At 55.9% G+C, this 22,699-nt stretch carries 17 protein-coding genes; 12 read left to right on the forward strand and 5 right to left on the reverse strand.

What is annotated here, in order from left to right:
* The first annotated feature begins 194 nt into the window (after nt 1-194).
* On the forward strand, nt 195-1,310 hold the full coding sequence (locus CA54_RS05270) for a sulfotransferase family protein (protein WP_146369792.1): 1,116 nt from the start codon (nt 195-197) through the stop codon (nt 1,308-1,310).
* 24 nt (nt 1,311-1,334) lie between these two features.
* On the opposite strand, the gene CA54_RS05275 is transcribed toward CA54_RS05270, so the two are convergent.
* Nucleotides 1,335-2,366 carry a hypothetical protein gene (locus CA54_RS05275; RefSeq protein ID WP_146369793.1) on the reverse strand — a complete coding sequence of 344 codons (1,032 nt, stop codon included), beginning with the start codon at nt 2,364-2,366 and terminating at the stop codon, nt 1,335-1,337.
* 217 nt (nt 2,367-2,583) lie between these two features.
* Here CA54_RS05275 and CA54_RS05280 point away from each other — a divergent pair, with 217 nt between their 5' ends.
* Both CA54_RS05280 and CA54_RS05285 read left to right on the forward strand, forming a co-directional pair.
* Nucleotides 2,584-5,904 (forward strand): hypothetical protein, encoded by a 3,321-nt coding sequence (locus CA54_RS05280; protein ID WP_146369794.1) that lies wholly within the window; start codon nt 2,584-2,586, stop codon nt 5,902-5,904.
* A 45-nt stretch (nt 5,905-5,949) separates the two neighbouring features.
* Nucleotides 5,950-6,357, forward strand: coding sequence for a hypothetical protein (locus CA54_RS05285; RefSeq protein ID WP_146369795.1), 408 nt, complete (start codon nt 5,950-5,952; stop codon nt 6,355-6,357).
* 44 nt (nt 6,358-6,401) lie between these two features.
* Here CA54_RS05285 and CA54_RS05290 read toward each other — a convergent pair whose 3' ends face one another.
* The gene (locus tag CA54_RS05290; protein WP_146369796.1) at nt 6,402-7,943 is read right to left on the reverse strand and encodes an FMN-binding glutamate synthase family protein; all 1,542 of its coding nucleotides are present in this window, start codon (nt 7,941-7,943) and stop codon (nt 6,402-6,404) included.
* A 432-nt stretch (nt 7,944-8,375) separates the two neighbouring features.
* Between CA54_RS05290 and CA54_RS05295 the strand changes: the two genes are divergently transcribed.
* Complete coding sequence (locus CA54_RS05295; RefSeq protein WP_146369797.1) at nt 8,376-8,924, forward strand: hypothetical protein; 549 nt, start codon at nt 8,376-8,378, stop codon at nt 8,922-8,924.
* Entirely contained in the window at nt 8,924-10,312 is a 1,389-nt protein-coding gene (locus CA54_RS05300) for an APC family permease (protein ID WP_146369798.1), read from the forward strand. The genes CA54_RS05295 and CA54_RS05300 overlap by 1 nt, the downstream gene beginning before the upstream one ends.
* Before the next feature lie 18 nt (nt 10,313-10,330).
* Here the strand turns inward: CA54_RS05300 and CA54_RS05305 are convergent, their stop codons facing one another.
* Complete coding sequence (locus tag CA54_RS05305) at nt 10,331-11,713, reverse strand: sulfatase family protein (RefSeq protein ID WP_146369799.1); 1,383 nt, start codon at nt 11,711-11,713, stop codon at nt 10,331-10,333.
* A gap of 34 nt (nt 11,714-11,747) precedes the next feature.
* Nucleotides 11,748-11,933 (reverse strand): hypothetical protein, encoded by a 186-nt coding sequence (locus CA54_RS05310; RefSeq protein ID WP_146369800.1) that lies wholly within the window; start codon nt 11,931-11,933, stop codon nt 11,748-11,750.
* Between the two features lie 158 nt (nt 11,934-12,091).
* Here CA54_RS05310 and CA54_RS05315 point away from each other — a divergent pair, with 158 nt between their 5' ends.
* Nucleotides 12,092-13,693 (forward strand): N-acyl-D-amino-acid deacylase family protein, encoded by a 1,602-nt coding sequence (locus tag CA54_RS05315; RefSeq protein WP_197532214.1) that lies wholly within the window; start codon nt 12,092-12,094, stop codon nt 13,691-13,693.
* Between the two features lie 35 nt (nt 13,694-13,728).
* Here the strand turns inward: CA54_RS05315 and CA54_RS05320 are convergent, their stop codons facing one another.
* The gene (locus CA54_RS05320; protein ID WP_146369801.1) at nt 13,729-14,727 is read right to left on the reverse strand and encodes an amidohydrolase family protein; all 999 of its coding nucleotides are present in this window, start codon (nt 14,725-14,727) and stop codon (nt 13,729-13,731) included.
* Between the two features lie 173 nt (nt 14,728-14,900).
* Here CA54_RS05320 and CA54_RS05325 point away from each other — a divergent pair, with 173 nt between their 5' ends.
* The 6 genes from CA54_RS05325 to CA54_RS05350 all read left to right on the forward strand — a co-directional run bounded on the left by CA54_RS05325 (nt 14,901) and on the right by CA54_RS05350 (nt 22,682).
* Nucleotides 14,901-16,199 carry an SUMF1/EgtB/PvdO family nonheme iron enzyme gene (locus CA54_RS05325; RefSeq protein WP_146369802.1) on the forward strand — a complete coding sequence of 433 codons (1,299 nt, stop codon included), beginning with the start codon at nt 14,901-14,903 and terminating at the stop codon, nt 16,197-16,199.
* A 254-nt stretch (nt 16,200-16,453) separates the two neighbouring features.
* A complete protein-coding gene (locus tag CA54_RS05330) occupies nt 16,454-17,509 on the forward strand; it encodes a sialidase family protein (RefSeq protein WP_146369803.1) in 1,056 nt (351 codons plus the stop codon).
* A 313-nt stretch (nt 17,510-17,822) separates the two neighbouring features.
* Nucleotides 17,823-18,554 (forward strand): hypothetical protein, encoded by a 732-nt coding sequence (locus CA54_RS05335; RefSeq protein ID WP_146369804.1) that lies wholly within the window; start codon nt 17,823-17,825, stop codon nt 18,552-18,554.
* A gap of 149 nt (nt 18,555-18,703) precedes the next feature.
* On the forward strand, nt 18,704-19,192 hold the full coding sequence (locus CA54_RS05340; protein ID WP_146369805.1) for a hypothetical protein: 489 nt from the start codon (nt 18,704-18,706) through the stop codon (nt 19,190-19,192).
* 260 nt (nt 19,193-19,452) lie between these two features.
* Entirely contained in the window at nt 19,453-22,440 is a 2,988-nt protein-coding gene (locus CA54_RS05345; RefSeq protein ID WP_146369806.1) for an FAD-binding and (Fe-S)-binding domain-containing protein, read from the forward strand.
* Complete coding sequence (locus CA54_RS05350) at nt 22,437-22,682, forward strand: MoaD/ThiS family protein (RefSeq protein WP_146369807.1); 246 nt, start codon at nt 22,437-22,439, stop codon at nt 22,680-22,682. The genes CA54_RS05345 and CA54_RS05350 overlap by 4 nt, the downstream gene beginning before the upstream one ends.
* Nucleotides 22,683-22,699: the final 17 nt, after the last annotated feature.

The raw sequence follows: 22,699 nt of genomic DNA on the forward strand, positions 1-22,699 counted from the left end.
GCGGCGACGTCTATAATAGACTGTGAACGAGTGCTCCGTGAACGGCGTCGACCGTTCGGAAATTGCCCCGTGCGTGCAGAGTGCGACAACCAAAAACTGACGCAATTGCACACCGTCACGATTTCGTTCCTCACCATACGATCCCGCTACCGGTGATGCCGGCGCGAATTCAATAGGAAGCAATCAAAACCGCTATGTCGTCTTTGCGAGATAATTTAATCATTCAACTTGGTCCAGGATTGTTCGGGGGCACCACCCTAGGGCATTGGATGAAGTTGTTGTGGGCGAACGGTTTTTCAATTGCGCCGCAATGTATGTTGCGTGCCGGAGCCATCACGGCGATCTCCGCCGCCACGACCGCATGCAGTTATTATGAAAGCCTGCGGTACTCCTCGAAGGTCCGCGATGTCGAGGTGCAACCGCCGATCTTCGTGCTAGGCCATTGGCGGAGCGGCACCACGCATCTGCACAATTTAATGTGCGTCGACAAACGGTTTGCCTACCCCAATTTTTATCAGGTCTTGTATCCGCACTCGTTTCTCTCGACCGAGTCGACCATCACAAATATGTTTAAAGCGATCGTTCCAGAGAAACGCTTTGTCGACAATGTGAAGCTTGCGTTTGACGTGCCCTACGAGGACGAGTTTGCGCTGTGTGTCTCAACACATTTCTCAAATTACACCAGCATGGCGTTTCCCCATGCGGAAGAAGAGAACAACCGTTATTTGACGATGCGCGACGTCCCGGCTGAAGAATTGGCGCAATGGCGGGCGGCATTGATGTTGTTTCTAAAAAAACTGACCTGGAAGTACCAGAAGCCGTTGGTGCTCAAGTCGCCTTCGCACACCTGCCGGATTAAACTTCTGCTCGAGATGTTTCCTGACGCAAAGTTCATCCACATCCACCGCGAGCCGTATAGTGTCTTCCGTTCGACACGCGGTCTGATCACAGGTTGGGATCGTTGGCATCGCTTACAAGTGCGGGATTTTGCCGCGCTCGACGATTATTTGATCCGTCGCTACAAAGAGCTGTACGACGTATTCTTCGAAGAGCGCTCGCTGATTCCCGAGGGGCAATTCCACGAGTTGTCCTACGAAGAGCTCGATGCGGATCCCTACGGCGAGATTGAAAAAGCATACGCCCAACTCAACTTGCCCGACTTCAACGGAGTCAAAGCAGACATGCAGGCCTACGTCAACGGGATTGCAAATTACCAGAAAAACGCGCATCCCGACCTGGAACCGGGACTCCGGGCCACCATCGCTCAGGCCTGGCAAAGAAGCTTTGAGGAATGGGATTACGCCGCCTAACGGGGGCGAAATACCCGACATGCATCATGGGTCGGAGTTGGACGCTTCCTCCTCGTTCGCCGGTTGCAGTTCATTCAATGAGGCCGCATCCAAATCAGAGAGCGGCCCGTGCGACGCATGTTGCATGCGATCCAGTAGTGTGCGGCGAAAGCGACGGTCCCCGGCTGAATAGCGCCAAAACAAAGCCGCCAGCACAACACCCATCAGGACGACGATGCCCAGAATGTAAGGGGCCAGTCCCAACTCGGGGGCGATAGATTGCGGCGGTGTCCAACGCAATTCTTTGCCCAGCAGCATGGTGGTCGAATGCGGGCCGTGCTGAGCGACAAAAGCATACTTCTTAAAGAAGTATCCAGTGAAGCGGCAATCCAGGTCCAACTTGGTGCCGGTGGGAATCCCCTCGGGGATTTTCGTGAAATGCATCAGCACAGGGTTGGTCCCCGAGTCGGGCGTAAGCATCCACGCTTCGTAAACCGTCTCGATACCGAAATCGTTTTTGACCGCCTGCATCGGTGTCAACTGTTTAATGCGGCCATGAATGGTGACCAATCGCCCGCGGTAATCATCTGGATCCGTGAACATCTGAGCGAATGTCACGTCATCAGCCGCGGCGGACTCCAATTGTTGTTCCGGTAGATCCCGGGCCTGCGCCAGGATTTTGTAGTACGCGCCTTGTTCGGCATTGCGAATGCCCAGTTTGTTGTCGTAAAGGTTGGAAAGCAGCGCTGGGTCGAGGCGCGTGGGGTCGTCGTCGTCGACTAGTTGCGGATTTTCCTCCGGCGGGTTGGCGGGAAGCGGTTCAGCCACACGAAATCCGCCGGGTGGCACCGCATCCGCTTCGGGATTGAGTCGCGCGTCGATTGGCTTTTCGGGAGGATTAGCGGCGGAAGACTGTGCATCGACCGGTGGACCGGTCAACCAGTACCACGATTCAGGCTGGGCGGCGAATTGGAAACCCATGACGACAGCCCCTAATGTGGCCACCATCAACAACAACCGACGTTGATCACGGGCATTGAAATAGGGTGTGGGGCCTTCGGTTTTGTGAAATCGCATGCGATCGTCAATATCCGCGTGAAGACGTGGGCAAAAATACCGTATTGCCTATTATAGGCGAACGCCGCACGATGCGAAATCCGCAATCCGCCACAACGTGCAGCAAATGCCCCCCTCTGCTGGTGACGAGTTGCGATGAGCGGTGGCGGGCTATATTCTGGGGGGAGTTGGTTTGTCGCAATTTATCGCGAATTTTTGTTGATCGTGGGATGTGAATATGAAACTCGCTTGGCTCATCTCGATATCGCTGTTACTCACAGCCGTGGCCGCGGCCGAGGATCGTGTGGTGGATCGACGTTTGGAGTTTTTGGGCGCGCTGCGAGAGAGAGCATATTATGATTATGCCCTGTTGTATTTGGAGCAATTGGAGGCTCGGCAGGACCTCTCGGATGAGTTGCGCCAAGTGCTGCCGTTGGAAAAAGCGTTGATCTTGTTGGAAGATGTCCGCCAATCGACGGCAGCGGCCGAACAACACGCCCAGTTGGATTTGGCCAGTGCGGAATTGTCACGGTTTCTCCAGGCAAATCCGGACCATGAACGCGCGGCTCAGGCGAACAGTGAATTGGGGCAGGTGTATGTGCAAAAAGGGCGTGTGGATGTGTTTCAATCCCGCTCGCCGGCCAATTTGCGGCGCAAATCGGAATTGCGCAAGTCGGCCCGAGAGTATTTCCAGAAAGCCCGGGAGGTTTTCACCAAAGCGGAGGCCCAGCATAAAGCGGCCTTTGAAAAATTTGACACGCATATTGATCAGCAGAAGTCCCCCAAACTGTTTGCGGAACGACGCGCAGTCGAGAAGAATTATCTGCAGGCTCAATTCAATTTGGCTCACGTCACATTCTATGAATCCGAAACCTTCGACCCTGGATCGGATGAGAATAAAAAGCTACTGCAACAAGCGGCCGCACAATTCGAAGAGATTCACAATGCCTACCGCAGTTTGATAGTGGGTTTGTATTCACGGATGTGGCAGGGCAAGTGCTACGAAGAATTGGGGAATACCTCACAAGCGTTGGGGATCTATAAGGAACTGCTGGGGCACCCCGGCACGAATGAAACGCTGGCCCAACTCAAAGATGCCGTTCAGCGATTTCGTATGGTCTGCCTCAATTCCCGTAATGACCATGCACTGGTCATCATTGAGGCCGACGAATGGCTCAATCAACGCGAGCGGGTCAGATACGGATCCCGCGATCACCTGGGGATTCTATGGGAACGGATTCTCGCCCGCGAAGCATTGGCGGCAGTTGAAGGCACCGATGAAAAGGAAAAGGGGAAATTGCTCCGTCCAACGCGGTCTGACCTGACGTTCATCAAATCACGTTCGGCTGAATTACGCGAAATGGCCTCAGAGAAAGAACGGGTCATTCAGGGGCTTTTAAAAATAGCAAATACCGATCCCGAGGAATTTGACGTCGCCTTTATGGAGGGGCGGTCCTTGGTCACACTTATCGGCACATTGAATGAAAAGTTTCGAGAGGCCCAAAATTCGAATGACGAGACCGCAATCGAAGCCACAAAACAAGAACGTGCCGAATCAGTCACTGAGGCGGTTCGGATACTGAACTTGGCAATTCAGTTGTCCGACCAGACCACGAAAATTGAGGACCTCAACCAAGCCCGGTATTGGCTGGCGGTCGCCTATTTCTTTATGGATGACCATGAGTATGACGCAGCCGTGATTGGAGATTTCATCGCACGCCGCTACAAAGACGCAACTCCCAGCGTCGCACTCGACGCCGCATTTTTGTCGATGACCGCTCATATCGAGGCTTTCAACGCCAACCGCTCCCCGGACGCCTCGGCCGAAATCGCTGCGGTGGATCTGCAACCGGTGATCTCGATGGCGGAACTGATTACCAACCATTGGCCGAAGCAGCCCAGGGCAGATGATGCGCGGGTGCGGCTGGGGGAATTTTATAATCGGCTCAAGCAATATCAAAAAGCCGCTGACAATTTCAATCAAGTCGACGAGTCAGCGGATCAATATTTGGACGCGCAGTTGAAAGCGGGACAGGCCTATTGGAATGCCTATGTCTCAGCCGCCTCGTCCGACGAGAACGAACCGGTGGATGAAAAAACAACGCAACAATGGTTGGAGCAAGCCCGGCAACACCTTGTTGTGGGCATCGCCAAGATGCAAGAAGGCTTGGCCCCCGATGAAAAACCGTCCGACGCGCTGACCTATGCCAAGTTGACATTGTCCATGATTCATAACGAGACGGGCGATTTCCCCGCAGCTGTGGAGTTGCTGGCCGGAAAGCAATTCGCCGTGTTGCCGCAAGTCGCCACGACCGCCCCGAGACCGGAGCAAGGTGTGACCAGCGTCAAATTTGCCACAGCCGCCTATCAACAGGCGATGCGGGCCTACGTCGGTACGCGCGACATCAACAAAGCGCAAGCCGTTTTGCAGGAATTAGAAACTCTGGGAAGTAGCGAAGTGGTGACCGGCCAACTCGTGCAATTGGGCAAACAATTACAGGAGGAAGTAGAGCGCTTGCGGAGTCGCAACGACCCCCGTTTGCCGGACGTTGTGAAGTCATTCGAAGAGTTCCTCACGGCCATGTATGAACGTGAAAACCAGACCCTGCAAATGCTGTCTTGGGTCGGTCTGACCTATTATGACTTGGGGCAAGGATTGAGTAACGGCAAAGTTCCACCACCTCCCGAAGCGGTCGACAAATTCGCCCGGTCGGCTGCCGTTTTCACCGATGCCTTAAAGCGATATGAAGCCGACCCCACCTTGGTAACAAGGAAACAAGCGGCCAACTGGCAATTGCGGTTGGCGCGGGCCTTGCATCAACAGGGGGAATATGAACAAGCCCAGAAATTGATCATGCAGATCCTGAGCAAAAACGCGCGAGCCATTGACGTCCAAATGGAGGCCGCCATGCTAATGACCGATTGGGCCCTTGTGGACCCCAGCCATGCAGCAGAGCATCTGGAGGGAGCCATCGGCGGCGTCAAACCGTCCGGCGGCGGCGATAAAATCATTTGGGGTTGGGGGACCTTGTCACAAAAAGTCTTGACGGCGATGCTGCAAGGAGGCGATGCTCAGAAAAACCAAGAGTTGGCTCAACTGTTCGCCGAGAGCCGATACTGGTTGGCCGTATGCCGCCGACGGTTGGGTCTCGCGCAATCGGCCACCGATGAACAAGTGCGGTATTTAGAATTGGCGCTGTTGGATATTACCAGTACGGTGCATGCCGGCGCCAACATCAGTCAAACCCCCTGGTGGACAAAGCTAAACACCCTCAACAAGGACATTCATAGTGATCTCGGCCGTACGGCTCCCTCCGACTTGCGTCCTCCGGTAAGCATCGCCACCACCGAACTAACAACCGAGACGACGAGCGGACAGGATGTCGCAATCGCATCACCAACCGATTCCCCAGCGGTCGCCGCTGCAGCCCCGGAAACAAACACAGGTTCCAGCAATTTAACATTATTGATTGCTGGCGGCCTGACCCTCGCGTTTGTCGGCGTGATGGGATATTTACTATTCGCCGGCGGCAAAAAGAAAACACGCCGCTACCGTTAAATTCATCGGCGAATATTTCGTAACTGCCTACTGCCTACTAATAAAATGCCCGAACAATTAACCGCTGGTGAACAACTGGCCCGTGATATTATCGACCGCGTCGAATCTTTGATTCTTGAGGCGGAACTCGAACAAAAACCGCTGGAACTCGACCCGTTCCGGGAACGGCTGTTCGAGTTGTTCGTCATGGCCGAAGCGACCGGCTTCGTGCTCGACGGGGACGTAAACCTACCCGACCTCTCCTCCGACGGTGTGGGACACGAACTGGCCCAACGTTGGAATCTGGCCGATGCGGTCCGCTCCAGCATGGAACAACAGGCCCGCCTAGAGGGCGAACAACTGGTCAAAATGCGGCTGATGTGGTCGTTCATGCGCATGTGGATGGAATGGACCTACGCCTGGCAACGCTGGGAGGAATTTCATCCGACGGAAAGCAGCGATCCCACGACGTAAAGTTGGTGCGTAAGCAGCAGGGGGATCATGCGTTGTTTTCCGCATTAAGCCTTCGCCGGCACGTCCCCCAACACCAAGCGTGTGATCGCCTCCGTGTCTTGTGGGTTGGGGAGGCCCCAGTTGGGTTCGTAGTGATATAACTCCTGCATTGAGGGCACTCCGAAGTTACCGTGTAGGATTTCGAAGTGGTCACAGGTGAGCAACGCGGGATGGCAGACGCCGCAGGCGCGGGAGAGGTGGGTGAGTTCCTTGCGGAGCGAGACGACATAGTTTGCCATCCGTGCCGCTTTCGACGTGGGGTCCAGGCCGCGCATTAGCCAACGGTTTTGCGTGGCGATTCCCGCCGGGCAATGGCCGGTGTGGCAGCGTTGTGCTTGAATGCAGCCGATCGACAGCATGGCTTCGCGGCCCACATTCACCAAGTCGCAACCGAGTGCAAAAGCAAATAAAGCCGTTTCCGGCAGTCCCAATTTTCCCGAGCCGATGAAAACGATGTCCTGGTGTAATCCGGATTCGGCGAACGTGCGATACACGCGGCTCATGCCAAGCTTAAACGGCAACGAGACGTGATCACTGAAGGAGAGCGGCGCAGCACCGGTCCCGCCTTCACCGCCATCGACGGTGATGAAATCAACGCCGCGGTCGGAATTCGACATGGCTTTAGCCAACTCCTGCCAAAAGGCAAGCTCCCCCACAGCCGATTTGATACCCACAGGCAGGCCGGTTTTATCGGCCAGGAGTTCCACGAAATCCAGCATGCTGTCGACATCGTGAAAGGCGCGATGGTTGTTGGGGCTGGCGCAGTCGACCCCCATGGGAATACCGCGGATCTCGGAGATTTCGCGAGAAATCTTGGCCGCCGGCAGCATGCCCCCCAGGCCCGGTTTGGCCCCTTGGCTGAGTTTGATTTCGATCGCCCGAATGGGATGGGCCGCCACCGTATCGAGGAACATTTGTAGGTCAAAGTTTCCCTGTGCGTCGCGACAACCGAAATAGCCGGTGCCGATTTGCCAAATCAATTCGCCGCCATGCAGATGGTAGCGCGAGACGCCACCCTCACCGGTGTTGTGCAGGCAACCAGCAATCTGCGAACCGCGATTCAGCGCTTCGATGGCCGGCGCGCTGAGCGATCCAAAACTCATTGCCGAAATATTCACCACCGACGTCGGCCGAAAAGCCAGTCTGCGGCCTCGCTTTCCTCCCAGAACCTTGGCGCAGGGCAGTGAAAAATTCGGATCAAATTCCGCATCGCAGCCGTGATAAATGGGCAGCGGAAACATCACCTGCTTGACGATCAAATGATTGGCCGGAGTCTCAAGATCGTTGTCTGTGCCGAAGCCGAAATAGTTGTTGGCAAGTTTAGAAGAGGCATACACCCAACGCCGCTGATCACGAGAGAAAGGCCGCTCCTCGTTGTTGTCGGTCACAATATATTGCCGCAACTCCGGACCGACAGCTTCGAGGATGTAGCGAAAATGTCCGATCACCGGAAAGTTGCGGAGAATCGCATGCTTGGTTTGCAACAGATCGTAGATGACGACGGTAAGCAGACAGAATCCCAAGCCGGCGAAGATCCAATACGCCATTGCGGTGTCGCTTTCTGTTGATGTCCCGTTGAACAGTCACGGGTGGCTTCAGACGTGATCAACCTAACATAGATTGGGGGTTGTAGCAAAAAACAACGGAGGAAAGAAGAATCTGGACGGAGGAGACGGCCTAAAAAGCAACCATAAAAAAAACGAAAGACATAAAAAGAACTTACGTTTTTGAGCCAATTTTTGATTTGAGCTCTACTTCAGCGCCGCAGGTCTTCGTCGTTTTTTCTGTGATTTTTCGTGTGTTTCTCGTCTTTCGTAGTCCCCACGAATTTTCGACAATCCAGGAGTGTTGGCAATTCGCCTTTTAGCGTTTGCCGAGCGGAACCCGGTATTCTGTACGGTGACGGCGCGAATCGTTAGAATTGGATCTGTAGATCCGTTTTGTAATCACTCTCACGTTCTTCAAACGAAAAGCTGATCGTGTCGCGTATCTTTCTGTCCTTGGTGACCGTACAGACTGCCGTATTGGGGTATGCCATTTATCGTGGCTGGAATATCGGCGATGCCACCGAGATGGCTGCGCAGGATGCGGTGTCGTTTCATATGAAATTCGGCCTCTTCGCGATCCTATTGTGCTGCTTTTGCCATGCACTGCTGCTGACCTATTTCATGGGTACCGGCCGCTGGTTGGAGGAGACCTGCACGGCTTATGAGTTGGGTCCGGAATTTCGTGAGCGGAACATGAAACTCAAGTGGTCGGCTTATCCGGCGATGACGGTTTGCTTCGCGCTGTTGATCGGCATGATGATCACTGGTGTTGCCGCTGATCCGGCCTCTATGGTCAAGTTCGATGGCTGGGGCAGCCTCGACGCGGCACAGGTGCATCTTTGGGTTGTGATTTTGACGGTTTCGATCAACTTGGCGGTCAATGTGGGCGAATTCGTCGCGATTCGCGGCAACGGGGAATTGGTGAATGCGGTGTTGGACCGTGTGCGCGAGATTCGAACGGAACGAGGACTGGAAGTCTAATGCTACCGGCCACTCCCGAGCCCGACCCAACCCAGCGGACGTTGGGCGTCGTTACGGCGACGTTGTTGGTCGTTGCCAGCATGATCGGCACGGGTATTTTTACCACCACGGGCTACATGGTCCGCGACGTTCCGTCGCTGCCTGCGATTTTGTTTGCCTGGGTGTTGGGAGGCATCGCCGCTTTGCTGGGCGCATGGGCCTATGCCGAATTGGCTGCGTGCATGCCTCGCAACGGGGGTGAATATCACATTCTCTCGCGGTTGTTTCACCCGGCGATTGGCTTTATGTCGGCTTTCGTATCATTGATTGTTGGATTCTGCGCACCCATCGCGGCCACCGCACTGGCATTTGCGAAATACCTGGAGACGGTCATCCCGGATGGTTATCAGCAGATGGCGGCGTTTCTTTTAGGCGACACCTCGTCCCGATCTCTCGAATGGGTGAACAGCGGCATCGCGATCGAATTGGTGCTGGTGCTGACATCGATTCACCTACTGCACGTAGCGCACGGCAGCCGCTTTCAAAATCTGTTTACGATTTTTAAAGTCGTTTTGCTGTCTGTTTTGATCATTGCCGGATTGTCGCAAGGTGATCTGTCGCGGATTACCGGCGATAAGCGGCCCATTTTCGAAGCGATTCTGACCCCCGGTTTCGCGATTGGCTTGGTTTTCATCTCCTATGCGTATACCGGTTGGAATGCCGCGGCCTACATGGCGGGGGAGATTCGAGAGCCGCGGCGCAATTTGCCGATCGCCTTGTGTCTGGGGACGTTGATCGTAACGGCGCTGTTTTTAGGATTAAACGTCGTCTACTTGACAGCGGTCCCCCGCGCGGAATTGGCCGGTGTAGAAACGGTGGCCAATACGGCAATCATCGGCTTATTCGGCACCGAAGCGGCCCGTTGGATGACATTGCTGATCGTGCTGGGACTGGTTTCGATGGCCGGCGCGCTGATCATGACCGGATCGCGGGTTTATGAAACGGTTGGTCAGGACTTTCGCCAATTACGCTGGTTCGCCTTACGCCGCGGACGAGGTGGTCCGCACGTTGCACTGCTCGTGCAAGCGGCCGTAGCGGTCATCATGATCATTGTGGGCAACTTGCAGATCCTGATGGCCTATGTCGGATTTACGCTGTCCTTGTTTTCCGCGTTGGCTGTCTGCGGGATTTTCGTCTTACGCCGTCGTCATCCCCAACCAGCGGATGCGTTTCGTATGCCAGGATATCCGCTGACGCCGCTGTTGTTCATTCTGTTTACGCTGTGGATAGTCGGAATGGTGATCTATCGCGAGCCAAACGTTGCCATCGCCGGCCTGGGCACCTTGGCCGCTGGCGGAGCCTTGTATTGGGTACTGGATCGCTCGCCATCACCCAATGATGCTGAGTGATGACGTGTCGGCTGAGCACTAGCGGAGGTCTTCCCGGAGTCGTTCCCAGCGTTGCCGCATGTCGGTCAGTGCGGATTGATGTTGTGCGTTCCCGGCGAGGTTGTCTAGTTCTTGCGGGTCAGCTTGCAAGTCGTACAATTCTTCGCGAAGCGGATCGGATTCGACGTAACGGATGTACTTCCAACGCGCGGTGCGGACCCCTTCGGATTTGGGAATCCGTTTGTGCGGAAACAGATGCTCATAAAACCACTCCTCCCGCCATTCCGGTGACTCGCCATTGAGCAACGGGACGAGGCTCGCGCCCTGCATCGTCTCGGGGCGTTTCGCGCCGGCGAGTTCGACAATGGTCGGCGCGATGTCGATGTTGAGCACCATCTCATCATAGATCTTGCCACGCGCTGCTTGGGAAAGTCGCGGGTCATAGATCAGCAGCGGCGTGCGGATTGATTCCTCATACATCAACCACTTACCCGCCAGACCGTATTCGCCCAGGAAAAACCCGTGATCGGCGGTGTAGATGATCACCGTGTTGTCGAGCAAATTCTGCTCGCGCAATTGCGCGACGATCGTCCCCACCACGCGGTCGAGGCCGGTGATCAGCCGGTAATAATCCTTGACCGATTTTTGATACATCTCGGGCGTGGCAAAACGGATCTGCCAACGGACGCGGCCCTCGGAGGTTTGCAACCACTCGGGGAGATTCTCGAACACCGCCGTTTCGGTTTTGGGGACCGTGGGAATCGTTACGTCGTTGTAGAGCGCATCGTAGCGATGGTCGGGTTGAAAAGGATGGGGGTCGCCATCTTGGCAGTGGGCGGCTTTGAAACTCATCGCCATACAAAACGGCTCATCCGCCTTGGCAGTTTTCAAAAACTTGACCGCACTCTCTTCCAGTTTCTGTGTGATGTGCACCGGATCATCCGGATAGAAGTAGCGGCCTTGACCGGCGAATCCGTCCCAGTAATCGAAGTTCTCTGCGGGAAGTTTTCCACCGACACCCCATTTGCCGATGAATGCGGTTCGGTAACCGCTTTCGCGAAGCAACATGGGATAGGTGTTGGCAAAGGCATCGGGTGACAAAATCGTGCGAAAGTCGTGCACGCCGTGCCGCCGCGCATATTGACCGGTCAAAAAACTCGCCCGGCTGGTGGCACAGATCGATGTCGTCGCAAACGAATTGCGAAACAATACCCCCTCGGCCGCCAATTGATCCAGGTGCGGGGTCTGGATGATTGGATTTCCCATGGAACCGAGCGTGTCGAAGCGCTGGTCGTCGGACAGCAGAAAAATAATATTCGGTCGCGCTCCATCAGCCGCATCAGCCGCATCGGCGTCGGTGGCCGTCACGGCCGCACAGGCTAGTAGTGCAGTCCCGGCGATGAGAATCGTTTTGGAATTCATGTGTCGTTGAATCGTGCTGAAGTAAAAATGCGGATCAACAATCGTTGCAGCGGATTTCGGTGAAGATCCGCGATTCTTCAGCGGCGTTGGAGATTGAAAAATCAATCAAGCAACGCAAGGCCTTTGAAGCGTCGGCGAGACCATGTTTGTCCGCCATTTCTTGCAGGTAGGCCATTTGACGGTCTTTCAACATAACGGTCTGTTCTTGCGCGCCACTCATTGATCGTCTCCTAACAGGTCTGTTTGGAATCCCTCACCGTGCATTACCGCAAGCGAAAATACAGCCTACCGGGCAAGGATGCAGCGGGCAATGCTGATTTCGCGCCGTCTGCCGGAGACCGAGCGGCTTGCGAATTCCTTTTTTTTCACGATGATAGAGTGATCACGATACACCAGGAGCAACTGACATTGTTTGATAGCATCATCGAAGGCGGTACGGTCATCGACGGGACAAAAGCCCCGCGTGTCCGTGCCGACATTGGCATCACCGACGACCGAATTCGCGCCATTGGGGACCTCAGTGCGGCACAAGCGACGCAGCGAATCGACGCCCGCAACAAAATTGTCGCCCCCGGTTTTGTTGACGTACATAACCATAGCGACGGCTGGCTGCTGAAAAAGCCGCATCTGCTGCCCAAGACCACGCAAGGCTTCACGACCGAAGTCCTGATGGCCGATGGCATTTCCTATGCGCCGGTCACGCCGCTCACCGCTCGCGATTGGATGTTTTACCTCAAGGCGCTCAACGGATTGGGACTGGCCGACTACAGCGGCTGGGAAAGCCTTGAAGACTATCTGAACTTGCTCGACGGCCGCACAGCGCAGAATGTGGCCACGCACGTTCCGTATGCGAACATTCGCGCCAATGTGCGGGGCTGGGGCCGCGGAGCGGTCGACGATTTTCAAATGCGGCAGATCAAAGCTGCCATCACCGAGGGGATGGCGCAAGGGGGTGTGGGGCTGTCGACGGGGCTGGATTACATCTGCCAATGCTTTTCCACCACCGACGAATTGGCCGATGCCTGCACAGCCATGGCGGCCGCCGGCGGGCTGTATGTCTCGCACGTGCGATACAAACGCGGCACGTTGGACGGCATGCGCGAGGCAGTCGACATCGGCCGTCGCGCCGGCGTCCCCGTACACATTTCGCACCTCAAGGGGAGTGACCCTCAAGCGGTCGAGGAAATTCTAGAATACCTAGAAACCGCGCGGCGAGAAGTGGATCTGTCCTTTGACGTTTATCCCTATTCGCCCGGCTCGACGATGTTGAGTTACCTCGTCCCTTACGACGTCTGGGAACAAGGACCAATTCATGCCATCAGCAAACTGGCTGACCCCGTGATTCGAGAACGGGCGGAAGTCGGCTTGAAAAACTACAAACTCCCGCTCGATGAAATCCATATCGCCTGGACCCACTCCAAGGAGAATTCCCGGCACCAAGGCAAACCGCTCGATGAATACGTCGCCGAAACCGGCAAGCCGGCCGCCGAAGCCTTGATGGATCTGCTGATCGAAGAGCGATTGGGTGTGCTGTTGGTCTTTAACGAAGGGGACGACCGGCACATCGAGCCAATTCTGCAACACGATCTTTACATGATGGGCACCGATGGCATCTATTGCGAAGATGGTCCCGTGCATCCGCGCATGTACGGTTCCGCCCCGAGGTTATTAGGCCCCTTGGTCCGCGACCGGAAGTTGTTTTCGTTGGAGGAATCGGTCTACAAACTCGCCGGGTATCCTGCACAGCGATTCGGTCTCGTCAATCGAGGCGAACTCCGCGAGGGATTCTATGCCGACGTCGTGGTGTTCGATGCGGAGACCGTCACGGATCATGCAACGTTTAAAGATCCCCGTCAATTATCGACCGGCATCGAACACGTGCTGGTCAACGGCGTCCCGATCATCGCCGATGGCGTGGCGGTCGATCAAACACCCGAAACCGTTCCGGGCCGGTATCTGAAATTCCACCGCGACGATTGATCAGGGAATTGATTTTAAGGTGCCACTGGCGGCAATCACGACAAACCGTAGTGCCGTACCGCATTGTCGTGGAATAACTTGCGTTGCTCCTCCGCACTCCTCGTGCTGACGATTTCCTTGAGGGCGTTCACCCACTGCGCGTAGGAGGCCTTGAGCGTGCAGACCGGCCAGTCGCCGCCGAAGACGACGCGGTCGGGGCCGAAGCTGTCGAGGCAATAGTTGACGACCGGTGCTAAATCGGCCGGCTTCCAGGTCTTGGGCTTGGCCGTCACAACGATGCCGGAAATCTTGCAGATCACGTTGTCCCGCTCGGCCAATTCCCGCACGCCCCGCTTCCAGGTGTTGATCGCTTTTTCATCGGTGCTGGTGACATCCATGTTGCCGCAATGGTCGAGAATAAACCGCGTCTCGGGGCATTGATCGACCAGCTTGACCGTGTCGATCACCTCGCCGCTGCGCATACAGAGGTCGTAGCTGAGATTCATGTCGCCCAGTAGTTGAACGTTCTTGACGAACTGTGGCTCCAGGCACAATCCCGCCGGGATCTGTGCATCGTGTAAGACCCGCCGGACTCCTTTGATGTATTTGCCGTCAGCCACTTTTTTAATGTATGCCGCAAACTCCGGCGAACTGGGCCGGCCCGAAATCACCGCCGCCACGGTTGGATTGTCGTCACTGGCACACAACCGTTTGATGTGCTCCGCCTCTTTCACTTGGTGGTCGGGATGCACGTCGACTTCCATATAGACCGCTTTGACGACGTTCAGCCCCTCGGTCGCCTTCAAGTAGTCCGTCGTGAGGTAATCGCGATTGAGGACTTTCACCCCTTCGTTTTTGGTCCAGGGGATATTGAATTTACTGAGGTCCCACAGATGTTGGTGCGTATCGATGATGGGCATCGTAGCAAGATCGTTCACGTCGTCGGCTTTCAGATGAGGAGTGCGTCCCGGCAGAAAAACGGCCCCAGCTCCGGCGGCCAAAGCTGTGGCGGAGGCGTGCGACAAAAACTCTCGGCGATCTAACGGCTGCGTCATCGAACGGCTCCTGCTGTGCGGAGGGAGAGGGCATGGTTCTAGAATTTATCGTACCCAACCGGCCGAGCGCGGGCAAACCGGTTTACCAATCTCCGATAGCGTGTGGTATGCTGAATCGACTGAACGACCACGCTCATAAGTCGCATCGCATTGAAATAGCGAGAAGATAAACAATGACGCTCCAACAACGGCTCCGTCTCACCGAGATCGAACATCAGGTCTGCGACATCGCTTCAGAGCATTTGGGAATACCCCGCCTGGAGGTGACCTCGCGTTCGCGGTTAATTGAGGACCTGCATTGCGACAGCCTAGATATCATCGAATTGATCATGGAGGTGGAAGAGTCGTTCGACGTCACGATTCCTGACAATGATCCCAATTCGGTTTACAAGGCGGTTTTCACGCGGCAGCCGTTTCGACTGGCTGATTTAGCGGAATTGGTTTACTTGCAACAGGGAACCGGGCAACCGCAGCGACAAGGTTGGCGATATTCCATTGTCGATCCAAAACCGGGACCGATTGTCCCCTTCTCTCAACTCGACGGTATTTGGCAACCGGAACAAAACAACAATGTCCCCACGTTCGAGAAGTTGGAAACCAATGAGGGACCACCGCAATATCGTCGTCGCATCGATGGCATGCGTTGCCTTTTCATCCCGACCGCTGAAGTCGAAATCGGCTATAGTGGTCCCGCTGCGCGAGCGGATGAACAACCGCAGCACGTCGTTGGTATAGATGCGTTCTTAATTGATGCGGAGCCGGTCTCAACGACCGCCTATTGCCGATTCCTCAATTCTATTTCAAATGTCCCGGCCGAAACTTTCGCCGAATTCTTCATTCTCGATTCGAGCGACGACCGGGTGATTTATATGCCGGTCGAACGGCGGGACCAGCTCTGGCAACCGATTGCCGGGACCGAACATTGGCCGATGATTCTGGTTTCCTGGTACGGCGCGAATGCCTATTCCCTGTGGGCCAACGGCCGTGATTGGCGCGGCTATCGGCATGCGTCGGAGCAGGATGGTGAATCGTTCTTGCCCAGCGAAGCCCAGTGGGAATACGCCGCGCGTGGAGCGAAGTCACGGCAGTACCCCTGGGGTGAAGAGGCACCAACTCAACAACACATGAATTTTGGACGGCATCGCAAATCGGTCGAATATCAAATCCAAACGCTTCCCTTGTCCGACGTCAATGAGCAACTCGGCATGTCGCCGTTCGGCCTGCACCACGTGGCGGGGAATGTGTGGCAGTGGTGCCGAGACTGGTATGACGAAAACTTTTACCGCACACCGGAAGCAACAGCACCTAATCCCGTCAACCGGACTGCCGGTCAGGTGCGTAGCGAACGCGGCGGAAGCTGGGTCGGACCGGTTGAGTTGTGTCGCAGCTCCTTCCGTCGCGGCCGAGCCCCCTATGCCCGCGGCCGCTGCCTCGGTTTTCGTTGCATCAGCCCCAGCCAGGGCATCGACTAGAATAATTCGACATGGTGGCCACGCCTGTCAAAACAATGAGAAACGTCTCGGTAGCTAGGCGTTCTCAAAATTCGTCCCAGCTATTCACCGCGTCCCCCTGCGCTCAATCCCACAATTGAACCCGCAGATCGCCTCTCCGCTAAGTATTCCCACCGCCCCGCCCTTCCGCAGGCTCGCATTCCACCCCGCCCGCAGCTTAAAATGCATGACTCATCGATACTCTCAATAAAACTGCGAAAACACCGGGAAATTCCATGCGACAGCTTTTCATCTGCCTGATAATGGCCTGCAGTACGTCCTTCGCGACCGCGAGTGAATTGAAAATCACTAAGGTTTATGGGCCGGATTTGCCCAATAAATACAAGCACCCTGTCTCAATCACCGAATTGGACAACGGTGACCTGTTCGTCGCCTATTACGGCGGCGATGGGGAGTATGCGGCCGATACAGCCGTTTACGGCGGACGATTGCCCAAGGGGAGCAGCACCTGGACCAAACCGGTCGTGCTGGCGAATACTCCGCACCGTACCGACGGCAACGGTGTGGTTTGGCAGGCACCGGATGGGGACGTCTATCTGTTTTACGTCGTTCGCTTTGGCGACACATGGTCCTCGTCGCGGATCAAGTACAAAATCTCACACGACGGCGCCAAGACCTGGACCGACTCCCGGTTGTTGACACTCGAAGAAGGCATGATGGTCCAAGGCCGGCCGTTTGCGCTCTCCAACGGCGATTACATGCTCCCGGCCTATTGCGAACGGGGCGATGATCGCGAAATCGTTGGCCCGGAAAGCACGTCGATGTTCTTTCGCTTCAATCCCAAAACCAAGACTTGGACTGAAAGCGAACGGATCAAATCTCCCAACGGCAATATCCAACCAGCGGGAGCGGAATTGAAAAAGGATTATGTCGTCGCCTATTGCCGTCGCGGCGGCGGTTACGGTCCGGATGAAAAAGGTTTCATCGTCCGTAGTGAATCGCATGACGGCGGCCAGACCTGGAGTGAAGGCCGGAATTCCGAATTCCCCAATCCCAACGCTGCCATGGATTTTCTGAAACTGCAAAGCGGCAATTTGTTGATGGTCTACAACGACAGCCCCAACAGCCGCATCCCGCTTTCGGTCGCCCTGTCGACCGACATGGACAAATCCTATCCGTACCGCAACGTCATCATGGGAGCGTCCCACGTCGATTTGGGTTACCCTTATGCGATACAAACCCGCGACGGAAAAATCCACGTGATCTTCACCGAACGCCGCACGCAAATCTATCATGCGGTCTTCGACGAAGACTGGGTAATGAAAAAATAACCCAGTAATGCAGACGGTTCACCAAGGAGATGGATTGATGTTTGCGAAATACATCTCGATCCCAGGCCTTTTGCCACGATGGTTATTGCTTGTCGTGATAGTAATTTTTTTCGGTACTATCCTTGGCGCCATCCTAGTGAGCCGAAAAAAAAGTGATAATTAGGCGGACCAGACCGGTGCGTGGCTGGCGGTCGAACACTTTTCCATGCTTGCGGTCTCCGTCCGCCCGGGGGCTCTCCGAATTCCTTCTCCCGAATAACTTACGATGCTCTCCCAGGCTCTGACACAATTTACTCTGCGGCTGATATGCGGCATGGCGCTGATGCTCGCGACCAGCGACTACCGGAAAACCTCGTCGGGGTTTTACCGCATTCAAATGCTGGTGGTCATGGGGTTGGGCGTGCTGGCGTCGATGTTCGCCGGCACTGGGGGGACGATCGAACAAAACGCGATGCTCTCCTCAACCTGGCTGACGGTTGATTGCGTCGTGATTGCCGTCTTGGCGTTTCTGGGGTCGGTCCTCTGGATGCTGGAACGCAAAGCCGGTGCTTATCGACTGGTCCTTTTGATTTTAGCAGCGGCGGTTGCCGGTTTGGCGATGGGTGCCTTCCGCAACAGCGACGCAGTTTCGCCGGTATGGTTTCAATGGATATCCGATGTTTCCTCCGGCGCGATTCTGGGCGGGGCGATGACGGGGATGTTGTTGGGACATTGGTATTTGACCGCTCCGGAGATGTCGCTCGACCCGTTGCTGCGAATGACGAAATTCTACGGTGTCGCTGCTGTGGTCCGGTTGTTGGTCTCAGCGGTCGCCCTGTGGTGGGGTTGGCCGGAAATCGCCGGTTTGACGATGGTGATGTTGCTGTTGATGCGGTGGTGTTTCGGCGTGTTGGCCCCGCTGGTCACGTATTGGATGGCTTGGCGAATATTAAAATATCGCAATACCCAGGCGGCGACGGGGGTGTTGTTCGTGGGGGTGATTGTCACCTTCCTTGGAGAACTCAGCGGCATCCTGCTATTCTTTGAGTTGGGAGCGACGTTTTAATGGCCATAGAGCCCCTGTTAGATCCGTGTTCAATCTGTGGCTAACGTATTTTGTGAGTGACGCGCACCTTCCTACCTAGAAAGGTGCGTCGCGACGCACCCTACGGTTATTTGTGTGCGGTGATTGATTTTTTATAGGCGAATGAGACGATGCGTGTTTCTGGGGGATGTCCGAGTTGTCAACAAGCGGTCCGGGCCGAGATTTCTTCGGCGGCGGATCGGTTGCACTGTGAGGCTTGCGATTGGTCGCGGCCGGTCATTTCAGATGACATTGTCAATAACCGCCCGCGGCGGTGTCTGATGTGCGGTTGCGATGACCTTTGGCGGCAAAAGGACTTTCCACAAAAAATCGGTGTCGCCATGGTGGGGGTTGGCATCCTCATCAGCACGATCGCCTATTACAACTATTGGATCAAAACGGCTATTGCCGTGTTGGTCGTTTTTGCATTGGTCGATATGCTGTTGTTTTGGTTCATGGCCGACGTGTTGGTTTGTTACCGTTGCGGAGCGGCCCATCGTCGGACAAATCTGCAGAACGAACCGCATCCGACGTTTGACCTGGAAGTGGCCGAACGTTATCGACAGCAGGCGATCCGTCTGGCCGAATCGCAAGAGCAGTCGGAAAAACACGAGATGTGAGCGACGGCTATTCCTCGTTCTCATCGCGATCCACTCGGGGACTCGTTTTGTAGGGATCTTAACGATTGGGGAATCGGCCGGTCGCTACATTCGCTGTGACCGCTAACAACGCAGCTCCTCCCCAGCCTCCCGGCGGTGCCGCGCACTTGATTGTCCCGACTGGTTCTCGACAATGAATGTTGGCCGATGACTGGGCCGCCGCACGACCCATTTCCACCACCCCTTTCCGTCAATAAACGCAGGCAGCAACGGTTTCACGCGTGGATGAATTACGGACGCGAATTTCCGAAGACCTAAGCGGGGTCCTCAAAGGAGAAATCCGATGTGACTCGTTGACGGTCGCGATGTATTCCGACGACGCGAGCTTATATCAAATCCCGCCCGCCGGTGTCGCCTATCCCCGTGATCAGGAAGACGTGGTCACGTTGGCGAAATACTCGGCGTCAACCGACACTCCCTTGGTGGCTCGCGGGGCGGGTACCGGCTTGGCGGGGGAATCGCTAGGACGTGGAATCGTCGTCGACTTCTCCAGACACATGCGTCATATCGAGATCATCGACGACGAATCGGTCCGCGTGCAGCCGGGCGTGGTCTGTTCGATGTTGAATCGCGAACTCCGCAAAAATGGACGGTACTTCCCCCCCGATCCCTCGGGTGCAGGAGTCACGACCATTGGCAGCATGCTTGCGCTGGATGCCGCTGGTTCACACTCTGTGCGAATCGGTTCCACACGCGACCACGTGCGGCAGTTGGAAGTGGTGCTCTCCGGGGGACACGTTGTCGAATTGGGACAAGAACCGCTGACCAAACTGACCGGTCAACCCTACGCTCCGGCACCGTTTCACTCATCCCAAAGTCCCGCCGGTCTCGACTCCGGGAGCGATGCACCGACGGTCAAACGGACCTTGATCAGCAAACTCGCAAAATTGCTCGACGACAATAGCGAGTTGATCCGCATTCACCAACCCCCCTTGATCCGCAATCGTTCGGGCTACTACCTGCGCGGTGTGCTGACCCCATCGCATTTGAATATGGCGCGGATGCTGGTCGGATCCGAAGGGACGTTGGGGCTGTTCACCGCAGCCACGCTGCACACCAGTCCGCTGCCGGCGCATCGCGGTGCGGTGTTGATTGTCTTTGGACAGTTGGAATCGGCCTTGCGAGCCGTGCAGGCCGTCGCTCCGCAACAGCCCAGCGCCTGCGATTTGTTAGACCGCCGTGTGCTCTCCTTAGCGCGCGACTCCCATCCGCGGTTTGCCGATATGATCCCCACCACCGGCGAGGCAGCGCTGTTGGTCGAACAGACTGGATTCACATCTCGGCAAATTCGCGATCGCATCCGCATGGTCATCTCGACCGTGCACGACCTTTCCGGCGTGAATGTGGTCACGCACGAGGCTTATGAACCGGACGAAGTCGAGTTTTTATGGTCCCTGCCCGAACGAGTCGTACCGTTATTGATGCGGCTTCCCGGGCCGACCCATCCGCTGCCCTTCGTAGAGGATGTCGCCGTCCCTCCCGAAGCTTTGCCCGATTTTTTGGTTCGCGCCCAGAACGTCTTCAAAAAGCACGAGGTCACGTCATCGCTTTATGCCCACGCAGCCGCCGGGCAATTGCACATGCGGCCGTTTCTGACGCAGCCGACAGCGGCCGACGCGCATCGGTTGGAGGAGATCGCCCGCGACTTGTATCAGGTCGTTTTTTCGGTCGGCGGAACCATCAGCGGCGAGCATGGCGACGGGTTGTCTCGCACGTCGTTTCTCCGCTCGCAATACGGCGCGCTGTATGCCGTTTTTAAGCAAATCAAACAGATCTTTGACCCGCATAACATCATGAATCCGGGCAAGATCATCAGCGACGACCCGCACCTGACGATCAAAAACCTCCGCCCCCCAACGCAACCACCGGAGGATCTTGTCCCGCTGCAGATGAACTGGAATTGGGAGCAGGTCGCCGAAGAAGCAGTCCGTTGCAACGGTTGCGGATCGTGTCGCACACAAGACGCCGATCAGCGGATGTGCCCCTTGTTTCGCACCAGCCACCTGGAGGAAGCCAGCCCGCGCGCCAAGGCGAACCTGATGCGGCAAATCGCGGCCGGCACGCTGGACGCCGATCTACTGGCCAGCGCAGATTTCAAACGGGTTGCCGATCTCTGCTTCAACTGCAAACAATGCGAACTGGAATGCCCTACCAACGTCAACATCCCGCATTTGATGGTCGAAGCCAAGGCCGCGCACGTCGCCTCCAACGGATTGTCACGGACCGAATGGTATTTGTCACGAGTTCACCTGTTCGGCGGAATCATTGGTGCCGCTTCCTTGGCGATCAATTGGGCCATACAAAATCCGCTTTCGCGCTGGGCGGCTGAGAGAATGTTCGGCATCGCCCGCCAACGCAAGCTCCCGTTGTTTGCCCGACGACCGTTTCTCAAGTCGCACAAAGCACTCACCCGCAATCCGTCCCGTAGCGGAAAAAGTCGAGGTGTCGTCTATTTTGTCGATCACTACGCCAATCTTCATGATCCCGAATTGGGCAAAGCATTTGTCGCCATTCTGCGGCACAACGGCATTCCCGTGCATGCACCCGCCGGACAACAAATCTCGGGCATGGCGCTCATCTCGACCGGCGATCTGGATGCCGCCCGCGATATCGCCAAGGACAACATCCGCGAATTGGCGGAATTCGCCCGCGAAGAGATTCCGATCGTCTGCACCGAACCGACAGCGGCGCTGTGCCTAAAGCGGGAATACCCCGCCCTGCTTGATCACCCTGACCTGGAATTGATTTCCGAGCAAACGACCGAAGCAGGCCAGTTTTTGGCCAATCTGCATGCGGAAGGCCGTTTGAAAGTCGATTTTGAACCGCTCGACCTGACCGTCGGCTATCACACCCCCTGCCATTTGAAGGCACTGGGGGACCGAACTCCGTTGGCCGACTTGCTCGAATTGATTCCCGGCCTCAAGCTGCGTAAAATTGAGCAAGGCTGTTCGGGCATGGCGGGGACATTCGGCTTATCGACCCAAAATTTCCGCGAATCGCTCCGCATTGGCTGGGGATTGATCACCCAGTTGCGGGAGGACAGCCTGGACATCGGGGCGACCGAGTGCAGCAGTTGCAAAATGCAAATGGAGCAAGGCGCGCGGATCCCGACGCTGCATCCGATCAAACTCCTCGCGCTCTCTTACGGCTTGATGCCGGAACTGCGCGAGAAATTGAAGCCTCCCCAAAAACCACTGGTCGTCACATGAAACTCGACGTACGTCTGTTTGCCCAGGCCCGTGAACTCGCCGGGGCCGAACATGTCTCCGTAGAGTTGCCCGACAGCAGCACGGTCGCCGCTCTTCGCGAAGTATTGGCCGCACAATTTCCTCAGCTAGCGCCGCTGTCACCAAATCTATTGATCGCCATCGGCACTGATTATGCCTCGAGCGAGACCGTGCTGTCTCCCGACGCCGATATCGCTTGCTTCCCGCCCGTCAGCGGCGGGTGACTGTTTCTCACAAAAAC

Source organism: Symmachiella macrocystis (assembly GCF_007860075.1).
In the GTDB taxonomy this organism is placed as follows: Bacteria; Planctomycetota; Planctomycetia; order Planctomycetales; family Planctomycetaceae; genus Symmachiella; species Symmachiella macrocystis.